The 15,930-nt window shown below is 60.6% G+C and carries 17 protein-coding genes; 8 read left to right on the plus strand and 9 right to left on the minus strand.

Going from position 1 to position 15,930, the window contains the following annotated elements:
* Positions 1–17 precede the first annotated feature (17 nt).
* The 6 genes from LVD12_RS10535 (at position 18) to LVD12_RS10560 (ending at position 6,318) form a co-directional block, all read left to right on the plus strand.
* Entirely contained in the window at positions 18–518 is a 501-nt protein-coding gene (locus LVD12_RS10535; RefSeq protein ID WP_237067670.1) for a GNAT family N-acetyltransferase, read from the plus strand.
* 84 nt (positions 519–602) lie between these two features.
* Complete coding sequence (locus LVD12_RS10540) at positions 603–1,496, plus strand: MBL fold metallo-hydrolase (protein ID WP_237067671.1); 894 nt, start codon at positions 603–605, stop codon at positions 1,494–1,496.
* Positions 1,480–2,079, plus strand: coding sequence for an esterase/lipase family protein (locus tag LVD12_RS10545; protein ID WP_237067672.1), 600 nt, complete (start codon positions 1,480–1,482; stop codon positions 2,077–2,079). The genes LVD12_RS10540 and LVD12_RS10545 overlap by 17 nt, the downstream gene beginning before the upstream one ends.
* Before the next feature lie 331 nt (positions 2,080–2,410).
* A complete protein-coding gene (locus tag LVD12_RS10550) occupies positions 2,411–3,241 on the plus strand; it encodes an ATP-grasp domain-containing protein (RefSeq protein WP_237067673.1) in 831 nt (276 codons plus the stop codon).
* 91 nt (positions 3,242–3,332) lie between these two features.
* On the plus strand, positions 3,333–3,539 hold the full coding sequence (locus tag LVD12_RS10555) for a YgaP family membrane protein (protein ID WP_237067674.1): 207 nt from the start codon (positions 3,333–3,335) through the stop codon (positions 3,537–3,539).
* A 235-nt stretch (positions 3,540–3,774) separates the two neighbouring features.
* Positions 3,775–6,318: a choice-of-anchor D domain-containing protein gene (locus LVD12_RS10560; RefSeq protein ID WP_237067675.1), complete on the plus strand. Its 2,544-nt coding sequence runs from the start codon at positions 3,775–3,777 to the stop codon at positions 6,316–6,318.
* Between the two features lie 74 nt (positions 6,319–6,392).
* Here LVD12_RS10560 and LVD12_RS10565 read toward each other — a convergent pair whose 3' ends face one another.
* The 9 genes from LVD12_RS10565 to LVD12_RS10605 form a co-directional block, all read right to left on the minus strand.
* On the minus strand, positions 6,393–7,145 hold the full coding sequence (locus tag LVD12_RS10565; RefSeq protein ID WP_237067676.1) for a TerC family protein: 753 nt from the start codon (positions 7,143–7,145) through the stop codon (positions 6,393–6,395).
* A gap of 44 nt (positions 7,146–7,189) precedes the next feature.
* Entirely contained in the window at positions 7,190–7,576 is a 387-nt protein-coding gene (locus LVD12_RS10570; protein WP_237067677.1) for a SpoIIAA family protein, read from the minus strand.
* A gap of 125 nt (positions 7,577–7,701) precedes the next feature.
* Positions 7,702–8,007 (minus strand): hypothetical protein, encoded by a 306-nt coding sequence (locus LVD12_RS10575; protein ID WP_237067678.1) that lies wholly within the window; start codon positions 8,005–8,007, stop codon positions 7,702–7,704.
* A 17-nt stretch (positions 8,008–8,024) separates the two neighbouring features.
* A complete protein-coding gene (locus LVD12_RS10580) occupies positions 8,025–8,747 on the minus strand; it encodes an SIMPL domain-containing protein (protein WP_237067679.1) in 723 nt (240 codons plus the stop codon).
* Between the two features lie 79 nt (positions 8,748–8,826).
* On the minus strand, positions 8,827–9,126 hold the full coding sequence (locus tag LVD12_RS10585) for a putative signal transducing protein (RefSeq protein ID WP_237067680.1): 300 nt from the start codon (positions 9,124–9,126) through the stop codon (positions 8,827–8,829).
* A gap of 19 nt (positions 9,127–9,145) precedes the next feature.
* Positions 9,146–10,246 carry an energy transducer TonB gene (locus LVD12_RS10590; protein ID WP_237067681.1) on the minus strand — a complete coding sequence of 367 codons (1,101 nt, stop codon included), beginning with the start codon at positions 10,244–10,246 and terminating at the stop codon, positions 9,146–9,148.
* Between the two features lie 86 nt (positions 10,247–10,332).
* On the minus strand, positions 10,333–11,841 hold the full coding sequence (locus LVD12_RS10595) for an aldehyde dehydrogenase (protein WP_237067682.1): 1,509 nt from the start codon (positions 11,839–11,841) through the stop codon (positions 10,333–10,335).
* A gap of 149 nt (positions 11,842–11,990) precedes the next feature.
* Positions 11,991–12,527 carry an asparaginase gene (locus LVD12_RS10600; RefSeq protein ID WP_237067683.1) on the minus strand — a complete coding sequence of 179 codons (537 nt, stop codon included), beginning with the start codon at positions 12,525–12,527 and terminating at the stop codon, positions 11,991–11,993.
* Between the two features lie 143 nt (positions 12,528–12,670).
* Entirely contained in the window at positions 12,671–13,333 is a 663-nt protein-coding gene (locus tag LVD12_RS10605) for a fumarylacetoacetate hydrolase family protein (protein ID WP_237067684.1), read from the minus strand.
* 250 nt (positions 13,334–13,583) lie between these two features.
* Between LVD12_RS10605 and serA the strand changes: the two genes are divergently transcribed.
* On the plus strand, positions 13,584–14,816 hold the full coding sequence (gene serA, locus LVD12_RS10610) for a phosphoglycerate dehydrogenase (protein WP_237067685.1): 1,233 nt from the start codon (positions 13,584–13,586) through the stop codon (positions 14,814–14,816).
* A gap of 163 nt (positions 14,817–14,979) precedes the next feature.
* Positions 14,980–15,888 (plus strand): EamA family transporter RarD, encoded by a 909-nt coding sequence (gene rarD / locus LVD12_RS10615; protein ID WP_237067686.1) that lies wholly within the window; start codon positions 14,980–14,982, stop codon positions 15,886–15,888.
* The last annotated feature ends 42 nt before the right edge of the window (positions 15,889–15,930 follow it).

The following is a 15,930-nucleotide window of genomic DNA, read 5'->3' on the forward strand; positions in this document are numbered from 1 at the left end:
CTTCCGGGAACTTTACGATGGACAAACAGGCACCAGTGACTACCTACTATCTGGAAATGAAGGATCCCGCGCAATTGCGCAGCAAACCAAAGCCTCCAACCCTGGAGGTGGTGGAAGCGGAACTGCGGGAATACCGTTTCAATCGCTACCTGTACCAGCTGGTGGGGGAGCCATGGCAGTGGGTGGATAAACTGGCACTGTCCGACGAGGCCTGGCGGGAATATGCAGAGCGGGACAGCCTGCGCACCTGGGTGGCCTATCACCGCGGCTCGATCGCGGGCTATTACGAACTGGAGCAACAACCAGACGGCAATGTGCAAATCGCCTATTTCGGCCTTGCCCCGCGCTTTGTAGGCCGGGGCTTCGGCGGCTACCTGCTGACCCATGCCCTCGAATCTGCCTGGGCATGGGGTGACACCCGCCGGGTATGGGTGCACACCTGCACGCTCGACCATCCAGGGGCGCTCGGTAACTATCAGGCACGGGGCCTGCAGCTCTACCACACCGAGAAGGAGTAGGCAGTGCCGGGCAACGGCAGTACCGCCGTGCCGGGAGGGTTTCGGCTAAGCTGAAGCCGTCAGCCCACCCGACCCGACATCCCGATGAGACCCCTTCTGGCGCTTCTTCTCCTCTGCATCCCCCTGCCATTAATTGCTGCGCCCCCGGCGCAGGAGCCAGCGTACCGACTCGAGCAGCTCCGCGGTAATGTCTACCGCTTTACGGCGGGCAAGTACCACGCGGTGTTGATGGCCGCCACCGACGGTCTGTTCGTGACCGATCCCATCAACCGGGAAGCGGCGCGCTGGCTGCGCGGGGAACTGGCAAGGCGCTTCGATGCGCCGATCCGTTATCTCGCCTATAGCCACAATCACGTGGATCACGTGCTCGGTGGTGAGGTGCTGGCCGGGGAAGACACGACGGTGATCGCCCACCAGTATGCCGCCGAGGATCTGGAATGGACCCGGGTGCCGACGGCGCTGCCGGACCTGACATTTCCGGACTCCATGGTCGTGACGCTCGGCGACAGCCGCGTTGAGCTCCGCTACCACGGCCCCAACAACGGTCGCGGCGCCGTCAGCATGCGCTTCATGCCCGCCAATGTGCTGTTTGTGGTGGACTGGATCGTCCTCGGGCGGCTGCCATACCGGGATCTCCCCGGCTACGATATCCACGGAATGATCCGTTCCACGCGGGAAGTGCTGGCCATGGAGCCTTTCGCACTCTTTGTGGGTGGCCATGGCAGGACCGGTTCGCGGGATGACGTTGCCCGCTACCTCGGGTACCTGGAGGCGCTCTACGGGGCGGTACTCGAGGGCATGCTGCAGGGCAAGCCCCTGCCGGTTCTGCAGGCGGAAATCCGCTTGCCGGCCTACCGGAATCTGGATCGCTATGACGAGTGGCTGCCACTGAATATCGCCGGCGTCCACCGGACACTCGAAGACATGTCCTACCTGCGCATGCGCGAGGATGGCCAGGGTGATGACACAGAAGAGTAATGTGGTACTGCTGGTACCGGGCATCTTCGACCGGGGCCGGTCGATGCACCGGATGCAGGCGGCACTCGCCGACGAGGGGTTCGCGGCCCACTACATTCACCTGCACTACAACTCCGCCTGGTACGGGCTCAAGTACCTGTCCCGACAGCTCGAACAGCGCGTTGAAGAGCTGGTGCCGCCCGGACACTCCTTTGCGCTGGTGGGGTTCAGCATGGGCGGTATTGTCTCCCGGCATTTCATGCAGGCCCGTAGTGGGCTACCGCGAGTGCACAAGTATATCTCCATGGCCAGTCCCCACCGGGGCAGCCTGTGGGCCAACCTGCTGCCCTACCCCGGCGGCCGCCAACTCAAGATCGGCAGCCCACTGCTGGAGCAGATGAACACGGAACTGGAGTGCCTGGCCTCCACCGCCCCCGTCTCCATCTGGACGCCCTTTGACGCCACCATCCTGCCTCACAGCAGTGCCATTTTGCCGCTGGGCAGCAGCCACGAAGTACCGGTCAAGCTGCATCGCTGGGTGCCTCTGGATGCGCGCGTGATTTCCATCGTGACCAATGAATTACGACAGGCAATGTCCGACTGAATCCGCTCAGTCCAGAGGTTTTTCCCATGGCCGGTGGGTGATAAACCGGTCCCTAAAGGGGGCGATGGGAACCGATTTCCCTGAGAGCCGGACGGACCGCAACCACCCCAGGCAAAGCCCCTGTTGGCAGTCCTTTCAAGGCAAATATTTTCAACTCTACGGTTTGCAGTACTGCACGCAAGTTGGCCCCGATTTCGTGCACTGATCGACTGCACAAGTTGCTTGACGCTTTATTTCACCTGCATTAAAAATCGCGCCTTTCCGGGCCGGCCGTGGCTGCCAGATCCTCTCCACCGACTCCTTGAAGCGCTTTTTTTGATCAGAAGATATGATGTCCTGGGTATCTTTTAACGTTTTCCGAACCCTCGGGTTCGCGGACACCCTGCAGCTGAAACCGGAAGAGGTCTTCAAGTACCGGGCCGACATCAGTGCGGCGGACTGGGTGCTGTTCCCGGAATACTGGCAACTCAATGCCCTGGTCTACGGGCTCGGTGCCCGGGTGTTCCCGAGCGAAGCCAGTTACCGCCTGGGTCACAACAAGATCGAGATGACCCGCGCTTTCGAGCTGGTGTGCCCACTGCACACCCCCTACACCCGCATCCTCGCCAACACTCCGGATAACGCCGACGCCCTGTGGCAGGAGATGGACCTTCCGTTCGTGGCCAAGCTGCCCAAGGCATCCCAGGGCAATGGGGTCTGGCTGATCGAGACCCGCGACGACTGGCGAGCCTACCTGGATCGCACGGACGTGCTGTATGTGCAGGAACTGCTGCCCATCGATCGGGATATCCGTATTGTGGTCATCGGCGACCAGGTACTGAGTGCCTACTGGCGGCTGCAGGGCTCGAGTGGTTTTTACAACAACGTCTCCAAGGGCGGACTCGTGGATCGCGGCCCGGTGCCGCAGGCGGCGATCGATCTCGCGCTCCACCTGGCCCGGACACTGGATATCAACCATGCCGGCTTCGATATTGCCATGGTCGGGGAGCACCCTTACGTACTGGAATTCAACCGCCTGTTCGGCAACCAGGGCATCGAGGGAGGTGCCGCCGCGCTGAACCGGGCCATTATCGACTACCTGCAGCGGGAATCGACACCGACCGGACCGAACTATCCCGGACGCCCGGCCGCCCCCCGCCGACAGCTGCGCCGGGTTGCGTGATCCAGGTCAAGCGGGCCACAGTGCAACCGCGGTATAACGTGTATGTACCCGGTTGAGGCCCAATCGCCCCGACCTGCAACAGGAGTCAAGAATGAAGATCCAGAAAAACATGGGCGCACTCGATCGCGGCCTGCGCCTGGCCGCCGTCGCCGTCATTGCGACACTGGTAGTGACCGGTGCCGCCAGTGGCCTCACTGCTCTGGCACTCGGTGCACTGGCTGCCATATTCACCCTGACCAGCCTCGTCGGCACCTGCCCGCTGTATTTCCCCCTCGGACTCAACACCTGCGGGCGCTGAGCCCAAGTCCCGGGCCGGTCCCTGGCCGGCCCCTGTCACCAGCTTCCTCCTGACGATCCCTCTGGCCCAATCGCTGCGGCAATTCTGGTGCTAACGCATCCGCCCGCGGCACCGCATCTTGTTATGGCCCTGTGCACCGAACCGCCGCTCACTTTTCTGCTGGTCTTTATCAGCCCGAATGGTAGTGGCGATTGCAGTCGTGCCATGTCAACAACACGATTACGGGAACACGACCATGCATTACCCCTCACAGAATACCCGCCGACTGGTGCCATCGGCACTGGCGCTTGCGGGCGGCCTGCTGTTCGCAATGTCGGGCCACAGTGCCACGATTTTTTCTGACAACTTCAGCGACAGCGACATCAGCGACTGGTCCACTACCGGCAATGTGGATGCCTATAACAGTGAGTCAATCCGCTTGCGGGCCACCTCGACCGCAACACGTGGTCTATCCACCGCCGGTTTTTCTGCCGTCTCGGTAGATTTTGCACTGTCGGCGTCATCACTGGAAAATGGCGAGTTCTGTTACGCTGAAGTATCCACGGATGGTGGCAGCTCTTGGACCACCGTGGTCACAGTGGCCAACGGTGATGACAATGGCACGATTTTCACCGGCAGCGCCTCTCCGGCCGGCGTGGATAACAACACCCAGGTACAGGTGCGCTTTCGCGGTAACGGCGCCACCACCGGCGACTACTGCTATGGCCAGTCAGTCGCGGTCAATGGCACCAGCGGCGCAGCCACCGACCCGGATATCGATGCACCCACCAGCCTGAACTTCGGTGACATCGCTCCCGGAAGTAGCAACTCCCTGAGCGCGACCATCGCGAACACCGGCACCGCCGACCTCGTGATCAGCGGCACCAGCAATCCCTCTGCACCTTTCAGTATTGCCAGCAACAACTGCGGCACCGTTGCCCCCGCCAGCAACTGCCAGCTGACCATAGATTTCTCACCCTCCGCGGAAGGGAGCTACAACAGCAGCGTCAGCGTGTCTTCCAACGATCCTGATGAGAGCAACGTGACCATCGCCCTGTCCGGCAGCGCCAGCACTAGCGGTGGCGGTGGCGGTGGCGGTGGCGGCGGCACTGTCACCAATTTCGATCCACTGAGTGGCAGTGGCGCGGTCAGTCGCAGTGCGCTCACATTCAATACGCTGATCAATGGCAGTGATCCGGGCCAGCTGGTCAATTACAGCCACTACGCCCTGCCCGAAGATGCGGCCATGCCGAGCAACCAGTTTGAAGGCAGCCTCGAATTATTTGGTGAGGCAACCGGTGGTGCCTTTGATGAACAGAAAGACACATTCCGCTACACCAGCAATCAGGACAGCACCCGCAAGCATCTGCCAGAATTTGATTTCGAACTGGTACAGACCGGCAGCCATATCTTCCCGATTCAACGGGGATCCATCCCCAGCAGCCACCCCGAGTGGGAATATATCCTGACCCCCGGGCGCGTCTGGGATGAAAACGGGGATAACGGCTACAGCCGCGTCGCCCTGCCTTTTGCACTGCAGCAGAAAAATGCCAACTGCATACACAACGGCGTGATGACCTTCCTGTTCAAGGACGACGGCTCTGTTTCCGATGTGGCCTATCAGATTGCCGGCGAGACATGCCTCTACTTCCAGGTAGACATGTGGGGCCAGCTGGATGCGACCTATACGCCGCACAGCGTGAACAACTCTGCGAGCCTCATCGCCGAGTACCAGGCCGAAGTGAACGGCCGCATGCCAGTCAAACCAATGAGCGCCCTGGCCCAGGATTATCCGGGCACTGACCCCGGCAAGTTTGCTCTGCCCTCAGGCAAGGACCCGGACAATATGTCTCTTGTTGGCTTTGTCATCGATGGCACCCACTACACTGCCGGCTGTGTATCACGACAGGGGGATTACCCCTACTGCGAGTCGATGCCGGTGCCGTCATACTCCAGCGCCAAGTCTGTGTTTGCCGGCAGTGCGCTGATGCGTCTGGAGAAGAAATATCCCGGTACCTTCAACCAGATCATTGGCAATTACGTGCCGGATTGTGCCAGCAATGGCAACTGGGATGATGTCACATTTGAGAATGCACTCGACATGTCCACCGGCAATTACAAGCTCACGAGTTACATGAGTGACGAAGGGGCCAGCCACACCAACGACCTGTTCCTGCCAGAGGATCACGCCTCAAAGATCAGCTACAGCTGCACCGAATACCCGCGCAAGGCAACACCGGGCACTACGTGGGTGTATCACACCTCCGATACCTACATCCTCGGTCGCGCTATGAATCAGTATGTAAGGGGGATTGAGGGCAGCAGTACGGATATCTTCACCGATATCGTCATCGATGAGGTGCTCGCCCCTCTGGGCATCAGCCCCACGGCGCGCTTCACCCGTCGCACCTACGACTCGGTACAGCAACCATTCGCCGGCTGGGGCCTGATGTGGCTGCGCGATGACATTGCCAAGATCGGCGACCTCTATCACAGTGGCAGCCAGGCCGTGCTGGACCAGGCTGAGCTGGATGCCGCCCTTCAGCGCAATGCCAGTGACCGGGGGAATGATCCCCTGAATGATTACAAGTACAAGAACGGCTTCTGGGCCCATGAGATCAGTGCCAACCTACCCGGCTGCAGCGGCGAACTATGGCTTCCGTTCATGTCCGGCTACGGTGGCATCAGCGTGCTCGTACTACCAAACGACACTCTCTATTACTACTTTGCCGACGACGATGCCTACACATGGATGGACGCGGCAGTTGAGGCCCACAGTATTCGCAGTCTCTGCCAGTAAAAACCGTAACCCAGGAAAAAGGGGCGATCTTTCGATCGCCCCTTTTCATTTCCAGATGCCATCAAAATAACGGCTCAAGCTTTTTCCTCGTGGAAGGGCTTGTGCAGCTCCACCGGCTTGGCCTGCTTTTTCCGCAAACGGATATTGAGCATCTCCACCGCCATGGAGAAAGCCATCGCGAAGTAGATGTAGCCTTTGGGCACATGTACTTCAAAACCTTCCAGGATCAGGGTGAAGCCGACGAGAATCAGGAAGGACAGCGCGAGCATCTTCACCGTCGGATGTCGCTCGACAAAATTGCCGATCGGCCTGGCCGCTACCAGCATGACGATCACCGCCAGGATAATGGCAATAGCCATGATGGAGATCTGGTCCACCAGCCCCACCGCCGTAATGACCGAGTCAAGAGAGAAGACGATATCCAGAATGGCGATCTGCACCAGCACCATTCCGAAGCTGGTCACCTTGACAGCACCCTCGTCACCGTCGACACCTTCCAGGCTGTGGTGAATCTCGTGGGTCGCCTTGAACAGCAGAAAGAGACCACCGCCAACCAGAATCACGTCGCGGCCTGATATTTCGTGGCCGAACAGGCTGAACCAGGGTTCCACCAATCCCATAATCCAGACGATGGAAAACAGCAGAGCGAGGCGCGCGATCATGGCCAGAGCCAGGCCGATCACTCGTGCGGATTCCCGTTGCTTCGGTGGCAGGCGGCCGACAAGAATGGAAATAAAAATAATGTTGTCGATCCCGAGAACGATTTCCAGTGCCGCCAGCGTCGCCAGCGCCACCCAGGCCTCGGGGCTTGCTATCCACTCAAACATTCGGGAGTTCCTTTTGCCGCTTGCTTCTTATCAAGCGGGCTATTCTACGGCGACGATTCCAGCCAGGCCATGGCTTCCGCTTCGTCTTCAAAATATCGTGCCTCGCCGCCAATAAACCAGGAGCCCATCTTGGCTGCCAGCTCCTGCCAGCGGCTATTGCCGAGGATGGCAACGCGGCGGAATTCACGGCCGTGTTTGACGCCCAGTTTCAGGTCGTCCCAGGCGGCCCTTGCCTCCCATCCCTCCAGCTCTCGGGCATCGAGGAAGACATCGATTTCCGGATCCTCGATCCCCTCCATGGCCGACTCCAGCATCGGCACCAGGGACTGGTAATCCTCATGGGTCAGTTTTCCGTTGACCCGCAGACTCAGAAAAAATTTTTGACCGGTGCGCTCGAGGCCGATGGCCAGTCCGTGTCTTTTGACGTTCATCATTCTCTCCGTGGCAGTTGAAGGGGACTGCAGGAGTATAAGAGGCGGGTGCGGCGCGGGAAGTCGGAATCAGGCATGTGGGATGAAGTGAGCGCCCGCAAACGATGCGGGCGCCGTCGAACGGGTCAGTGACTGAGGATATCAACAATCTCACGGGTATGATGGACGAGGCGCACAACCTCACCTTCAATACGGATAGTAACCAGGCCGTGACGATCGACTGGCTGGATGATCACCCCATGGCGGTAGATATCGTGCTCGAGGACATGCCCCTTGCGCAGCTTCTTCTTCCAGCCCGGCGGCAGCTCACCACCATTCTCCACCTTCTTTTGCAGACCTGGTGGCAGGTCGTTGCCCGGTTTTGCCAGTGCGGTGCTGGCGCCGGCAGCCAGGGCAATGCTGAGAAGCCCTGCGATCACGGATTTGATCATGATTGTTCCTCGTTGTTTTAGTCGGAAAGGTAATATTCGATTGTCGAAACCACACGGACTTTCTTGATATGCGGGTTGTTCTTGTCGCGGTCGCCGATGCTGAACTGCCCCTGGGAAGCGCGTTTGATCTTGCCGAGCACACTATCGGAATCCTCGGCAAATTTCTGTGCGACCTGTCGCGCCTCATTGGTGGCCTGCTCGACCATGCCCGGCTTGATGTCATTCAGGCCGGTAAAGATGTATTCGATCTGGCCCTGGTAATTATTCTGGGAAAATGCGATGCCCTCCCGCCCCAGCTGCGCCAGCTTGTCCATCACAGCGCGGACCTTCTCCACCTGCCGGGAATACACGGTAACGGTCTGCAGCGCAGTGTAGCGATACTCCGGCCGCGCACCTCCACCATATTGCTGGGCGAGACGGTCTGTCACTGCTGGCAGGGAGACCGAGATCTCATTGGCGGCAATGCCCTGCTCGCCGAGAAAGCCTTCGATCCGCTCGCTGCTGCCGGCGATCTGGCGGTAGAGCGCCTGCAGGTCGTTGCTGGCCGCGGTGAACTGGATCGGCCAGATCACGATGTCGGCCGGCACTTCCCGCTCTGCCAGCCCTTTGACTGTCACTGTGCGCTCATAGCCCTTGAACCGCTCCACCGCCTCGGTGGCAAACCAGCCCAGCAGCGCCAGCCCCAGTAGCATTCCGCTGCCTAACAGCAGGGCTGGAAGTGCGTGTCTCGTATCGTTCATTGGGATTCTCCTGAGCATGACAGCCACTATACGGGTATACGATTAACCGTTTCTGAACAATCCCACCGGCAACCACTAGCTAACCGGGCGGCCGCGACGAATCACACTGCCAGCAGTAGTCGAAAGCCGCTCCGTTGCTCTCTCCACAGTGACGGCAGATCCAGTCGGCCTGCCCCTCGGCATCCCGCAGCAACTGCATGGCCCGTTCGTAATCCCGGTCCCGCTCCAACCACAACTCAGGCCAGGCCTGATGGGGAGCCAGCTCACCGGTGGCCCCCTGGGCATACTCGTTCTTCAGGAACACCGCAATGCCGGCTACTTCCAGCTTGCTTCTGGCCAGCTCAACGAGGAGGCGGTTTTCGTGAGTAAATATCAGCACTGCGCCCATTCCATGGCTCTCAACGGGCGATGTTAAAGGACACCTTGGTCTGGTGCCCGAGGGTATCGACCGGCTTGCCATTTTCAAACGCCGGCGCATAACGCAGTTTCTCGATATAGGCTTCGGCCGCCCGTCCAAAATGCTCTGAGCCCTGCCACTCTACAGTCTCGATGTCTGTCGGCATGCCGGTATCCGAGATAGTGAAGCGCACAACAGCATAGCCCTGCTGACCTGCACGCAACGCTTGCTGGGGGTAAACAGGGGTTCGTCGGAACAAGGGTTGGGGATCCTGGTCCGGGCCGAACGGGCGTGCCTTGCCAATGGCCCGGCACTGTTCGATCGACTTTTCCTGCGCTCCCACCTCCTCGTAGGCCTCAACGAGAAAAGCGCGGGTGGTGAGCTCGAGCTGACCGTCTGGCTGCTCCCCCCTGTCGACCTGTACCAGCGCACTTTCCAGATAGGGCAGTGCAGAACCGTACTGGTTGGCAGAGAGGTGATATTTGCCCAGGTAAAAATCGCTCATGGAACGATAATAGCCCTCTGCCTCTGGTAGGCGCGCAAACAGTCTATGTGCGGTTTTGAGATATTTTTTCGCATAGAGATCCCCTATTTGATCAAGCGCCGCTCTGCCAAGCTCCAGGTTAACCACCCCATACAGGAGGCTGCCTTCCCCCCTGGTATCACGGGTGATTTTCAGGGCCCTGTGCGCGAGCCTGCGGTAAACAATACCGCGATCCTTTGTCTTTCTCTTCTGACGAAGGCGGTTCTTCACTTGCTCCAGCAGCGGGTCGACCAGCTCTATCCCACCTTCGCCGTGGATTTTCTCCAACATATCGACTGATGAAGACAGGAGCTTCTCTGCCTGTTCAAACTGGCCTCGCTGGGACAGAGCCTTGCCATAGTTGATAGTGGCCGCAATGCGACTTTTGCTGCTCTCGGGCAGGTTCGCGGCCGCATACTCGTAAACCAAGGCAGCAGCTCCAGCCACCTCTTCTGCGTCACCGGTCTGCAGAGCCCGCTTGTAGTCCGAGAACAAGTCACCGAGGTCGTCGGCATGACTCAAGGGCCAGGGCCCAGCGATGGCCAGCAGGGCTCCCAGGCAGAAATGATGTAACCGCATTATTATTTTCCTTATCACGCATAAAAAAGGGCCGCATAAAGCGACCCCCAAGATATAAAGAAATAGATTGTCTGAAAAGCAGCAGATCAGCTGATATCGATCCAGGTGGACTTCAGCTCACAGTACTTGTCCAGCGCGTGCAGGGACTTGTCGCGGCCGTTGCCGGACTGCTTGAAGCCGCCGAACGGCACGGTGATGTCGCCGCCGAAGTAGTTATTCACCCATACGGAACCGGCGCGGATATCACGGGCCATGCGGTGAGCACGGCCAATATCCTTGGTCCAGACACCGGCAGCGAGGCCGTAGATGGAGTCGTTGGCGATATGCAGCGCCTCTTCGTCGGTCTCGAACTCGATGACCGCCAGCACCGGGCCGAAGATTTCTTCCCTGGCGATGGTCATATCGTTGCTCACGCCGCTGAATACGGTCGGCTCATAATAGTGGCCGCCATCGACTGCGCTGGAAGCCGCGCCGCCGCAGACCAGCTGTGCGCCTTCCTCTTTACCCTTGGCCACATAGTGCTCGACAGTGTCGAACTGATTTTTGTCGATCAAAGCGCCCATGACGGTGTTCGGGTCCTGCGGGTGACCCGGCTTGAAGCGCGCAGAGGCTTTCTTCACTTTCTCGATGAACTCGCCGGCAATGGATTTTTCCACCAGCAGGCGGGTACCGGCCGTGCAGGTTTCGCCCTGGTTGTAGAACACGGCCAGCGCCGCAGCCTCGGCAGCCTTGTCCAGGTCTGCGTCGGCGAAGACGATATTGGGGCTCTTGCCACCCAGCTCGAGGAAAGTGCGCTTGAGGTTGGACTGGCCGGAGTACTCGGTCAGAGTCTTGCCCACTTCGGTGGAGCCGGTGAAGGTCAGGCAGTCGATATCCATGTGCAGGCCCAGAGCCTTGCCCAGGCTGCTGCCCGGTCCCGGCAGTACGTTCAGCACGCCATCCGGCAGGCCGGCCTCTTTCGCCAGCCCGGCCAGCTTGATCGCGGTCAGCGGCGTATTGGAGGCGGGCTTCAGGATCACGCTGTTGCCGGTGGCCAGCGCAGGACCCAGTTTCCAGGCAGTGGTGGACAGGGGGAAGTTCCACGGCACGATGGCCGCCACCACCCCCAGGGGCATGCGCTGGATCAGGGCCAGCTCGTTCGGGCCGGTGGGGGCCACTTCGTCGTAGACCTTGTCGATGGCCTCACCGCTCCAGCGGATGGTGGTCACCGCACCGGGCACGTCCACGTTCATGGTGTCGCTGATGGGCTTGCCCGCGTCCAGGCTCTCCAGCAACGCAATTTCGTTCTTGTTCTGCTCGATCAGCTCGGCAAAGCGCACCAGGATCTTCTTGCGCTCCATCGGCGGCATATGGGACCAGACACCGGACTCGAAGGTCTTGCGGGCGATCTTGACGGCAAGGTCCGCATCCTCGGGGCCACAGCTCGCCACCTGAGCCAGTTCGCGACCATCGGCGGGGTTGCGGGTGGCGCGGGTCTCTCCGGAGAGGGCGTCGACGTACTCGCCGTTGATGAAGGCGCGGCCTTCGATCTGGAGGGTTTCGGCCATCGCCTGCCATTCCTGCAGGGTCTGGGGGGTCTTATTTTGTTCCGACATGGCGCACCTCACGTTAAAAATTGAAGGATCATTCGGTTTATACCGAAAATGTGATCACAAATCAAAGACCGCGGCATTGTAACGCGCCTGGCCCGCCGGTGCGAAGCCGACAGGGGCCCCCAGCGGATAAGGGTGCGACTGCAGCGTCACTATGCCTTGGCAGGAATGGCCTCGAAGGTACCGGTCTCACGGTTCTTGCGCGCGCCCGGGATCGGGAACACCCGGTTGTGAAACGCGATATAGAAGCCCGGCGGCAGCAGGCGTGCGGCCAGCAGAGCCTCGGTGACATTCTGGCGGGCGTCGGAATCGATAAAGCCCATGGGCTTCATGGCCCCGGTAAAGACCACCGCCACCGGCGGCGTACCGAGTTTCTCGAAACAGTAGTCGGCACTATTGGACATGGTGTCCGTGCCGTGCAGGATCACGATCGGGTCGCCCTTGTCAGCCGTGCGGGAGACGGCATCGGCGATCTGCTGGCGATCTCCATCGTCCATCTCCAGAGAATCCTTGTTCAGGACACTGTCCAGCTCCAGATGGGTGTAGGGCAGGCGCAGGCTGGCGATCAGGCCGTCGCGAATAATGGAGGCGCGATTGCGCAGGGTGCCGTCCTCCTCGCAGTAGCTCTTCTCGATGGTGCCGCCGGTGGTGAGGATACGGATGGTCTGTTTGGGGTTGGGATCAGTCATCGCGCCGCTACTCTCTCGCTTCCTGTTACCGCGCCTTGTGGGCGCTGCCTCTGTCATTGGAGCCGGGGGTGCCCCGGGCGGCGGCATCATAAGGCGACCACCGCCTGCTAACAATGGTAGTGCGCCGCGCAAGTTCCCGTGGGCTAGGCAACCCGGGTCTCCACCCGCAACCAGTCGTCCTCCAGCTGCAGGGCGAGGCGGTCGCCGTGCAGCAATTCGCCCACCCCGGCGGGCGTCCCGGTGAGTATCACATCACCGGGCTCAAGGGTGAAATAACTGCTGATGTAGGCGGCGAGGTCGAGAATCGGGGTCAGCATGTGGCCGGTCTTGCCGCGCTGGCGCACTTCATCATTGAGCCAAAGTGTGAAAGTCAGACCATCCCAGTCCGGCAACCAGTCCAGCTTGACGAATGGCGACAGCGGACAGGCGCCGTCGAACGCTTTGGCCTTTTCCCATGGATGGCCATCGGCCTTGAGCCGGGACTGCAAATCACGCAGGGTCAGGTCCAGGGCGAGACCCAGGCCGGCGATGGCTCCGGGCACATCCGCGGGGTTGGCATTGCTGAGGCGCTCGCCGACCAGCAGCGCCAGCTCTCCCTCGAAATGGCAGCTGCCCCGTCCGGCCGGGAGGTGAATCGGCGCCTCGAGTGGAACAGCAGCACTGGCGGGCTTGATGAACAGCAGTGGCTCCTCCGGAACCGGGTTATCCAGCTCCGCGGCATGGGCGGCATAGTTGCGCCCGACGCAGACGATTTTGCCGGCGGGCAGCTCGCAGGTGCTACCGCAACGGTATTGATGTCGGTACATGCCACCACGCTCCATTTAGGATGGACATTTCGTATAAAGCTTTTTTAGCCCCATGTGTTATGATCGCGCCCTCGCCGGACTCCCGGTTGAGCGCAGTGGCTTTTGCTCCGAGGCGGGTGCGTCAGCCACCCGAATTCTCTGCGGCAGGCAATCCGCCCCGGGCCATCCGGCGGTGATTTTGCCACTCAGCACCGCAGGATCCAGCGCTGCTACTTTTCTCCAAAACCGTTGCCCATAGTAGAGAGTGTTTATGGCTCCGCAAATCTCTTTGCAAAAAAACAAGATCCGAATTCTGCTGCTGGAGGGGGTTCACCAGTCGGCCGTCGACCTTCTGGCCTCCCGCGGCTATACCAACGTGGAATACCTGAAGACTTCACTGCCAGAAGAGCAACTGATCGAGAAAATCGCCGATGCGCGTTTTATCGGCATCCGCTCCCGTACCCAGCTGACGCGCAAGGTACTGGAAAACGCCCCCAAGCTGATCGCCATCGGCTGCTTCTGTATCGGCACCAACCAGGTGGACCTGAAAGCAGCGACCGACCTGGGCATTGCGGTGTTCAATGCTCCCTATTCCAACACCCGCAGTGTTGCCGAGCTGATCATCGCCGAGACCATCCTGATGCTCCGCGGCATCCCGCAGAAGAATGCTGTCTGCCACCGCGGCGGCTGGCTCAAGTCCGCTGCTGGCTCCTATGAAGCCCGCGGCAAGACCCTCGGCATTGTCGGCTACGGCGCCATCGGCTCCCAGCTGTCAGTGATGGCGGAAGCCATCGGCATGCGGGTGATCTTCTTTGATGTGGTGACCAAGCTGCCACTTGGCAACGCAGTGCAGATCAACTCCCTCGACGAGCTGCTGGCCCAGTCGGACGTGGTCAGCCTGCACGTGCCGGAGCTGCCGTCGACCAGGATGATGATCGGCGCCGAACAGATCGGGAAGATGAAGCCCGGCGCCATCCTGCTGAACGCTTCACGCGGGACGGTAGTGGATATCGACCCGCTGGCGGAAGCGCTGAAGAGCGGCCACCTGGCCGGTGCCGCCATCGATGTATTCCCGGTGGAACCCCGCGGCAATGACGACGAGTTCCAGTCCCCGCTGCGCGGTATCGATAACGCGCTGCTGACGCCCCACATCGGTGGATCCACCATGGAAGCGCAGGAAAATATCGGCGTGGAAGTGGCCGAAAAGCTGGCCACCTACTCCGACAATGGCACCACCACCAGCTCGGTGAACTTCCCCGAAGTGGCCCTGCCGGGGCACGCCGGCGCTCACCGCCTGCTGCATATCCACGAGAACGTGCCCGGTGTGCTCAGCGCCATCAACCAGGTCTTCTCGGAAAACGCCATCAACATCTCCGCCCAGTTCCTGCAGACCAACGAAACCCTGGGTTATGTCGTGATCGACGTCGATGCAGAGTACTCAGACCTGGCCCTGGAAAAACTGAAGAACATCCCCGGCACACTGCGCTGTCGCGTCCTCTTCTGATTTTCCTCCCTGTCGGCCCCGGCCAGTGCGCCGGGGCCACCCCTGACGGCACTGACCCGGCCCGCGTTTGCGGGTAGAATCCGCCGCGGTGCCAGACCGCGCGATCCGCGGTGGCCCTTTTCCCGATCCACCCAGTTCTACGGCCACAAGCCGAGAGTGACCCGTGCCCCACAAAGATTCTGCTGCCGCCGGCCTGCTCGCCGGTGTAACCGCCTTCCTCATCTGGGGGTTGGCACCGCTCTACTTCAAACTGCTCGGGGGCATCTCCGCGCCGGAAATCCTCGCCCATCGCAGCATCTGGTCGCTGGCACTGGCGCTGGTCATCCTGGTATTGATCGGCAAACTGCCGGACCTGCTTGCCACTCTGCGGGATCGCAAACGCATGCGCACGCTGGCGCTCTCCACCCTGCTGATCGGCAGCAACTGGCTGGTGTTCATCTGGGCCATCACCAATGCACACCTGCTCGATGCCAGCCTGGGCTACTACATCAATCCGCTGATCAACGTCCTGCTGGGCGTGCTTTTCATGGGAGAGCGCCTGCGCCCCCTGCAGTGGCTCGCGGTCGCCCTGGCCGCCATCGGCATCGGCCACGAGCTGTGGCAGTTCGGCGAGTTGCCGCTGGTGGCGCTGTTCCTGGCGCTGTCATTCGGTTTTTACGGCCTCGTGCGCAAACGCGCCCCGGTGGAAAGCCTGACCGGCCTCGGTATCGAGACCCTGTACATGCTGCCGGTGGCGCTGCTCTACCTGCTGTGGAGCGACAGCCCGACCAGCAACCTGGCCGATAACAGCTGGCAACTGAACAGCCTGCTGGTGCTGGCAGGTCCGGTCACGCTCCTGCCGCTACTGCTGTTCAATATCGCCGCACGACGCCTGAACCTGTCCACAGTCGGCTTCCTGCAGTATCTGGCCCCGACCCTGATGCTGCTGCTGGCCACCCTCGCTTTCGGCGAGCCTTTCAACCAGGCCAAGCTCGTGACCTTTGCCTTTGTCTGGATCGGCCTCGCCCTCTATACCATCGACGCCCTTGCACAGCGGCGCAGGCAACGCGCGCTGCGCCGGGCTGCACTCTGAGGGGAATCCACTCGCGGAACGGGTAGCAAGCGGGAGTCGGCC

The sequence above is a fragment of the Microbulbifer guangxiensis genome (genome assembly GCF_021729075.1).
Classification (GTDB): Bacteria; Pseudomonadota; Gammaproteobacteria; order Pseudomonadales; family Cellvibrionaceae; genus Microbulbifer; species Microbulbifer guangxiensis.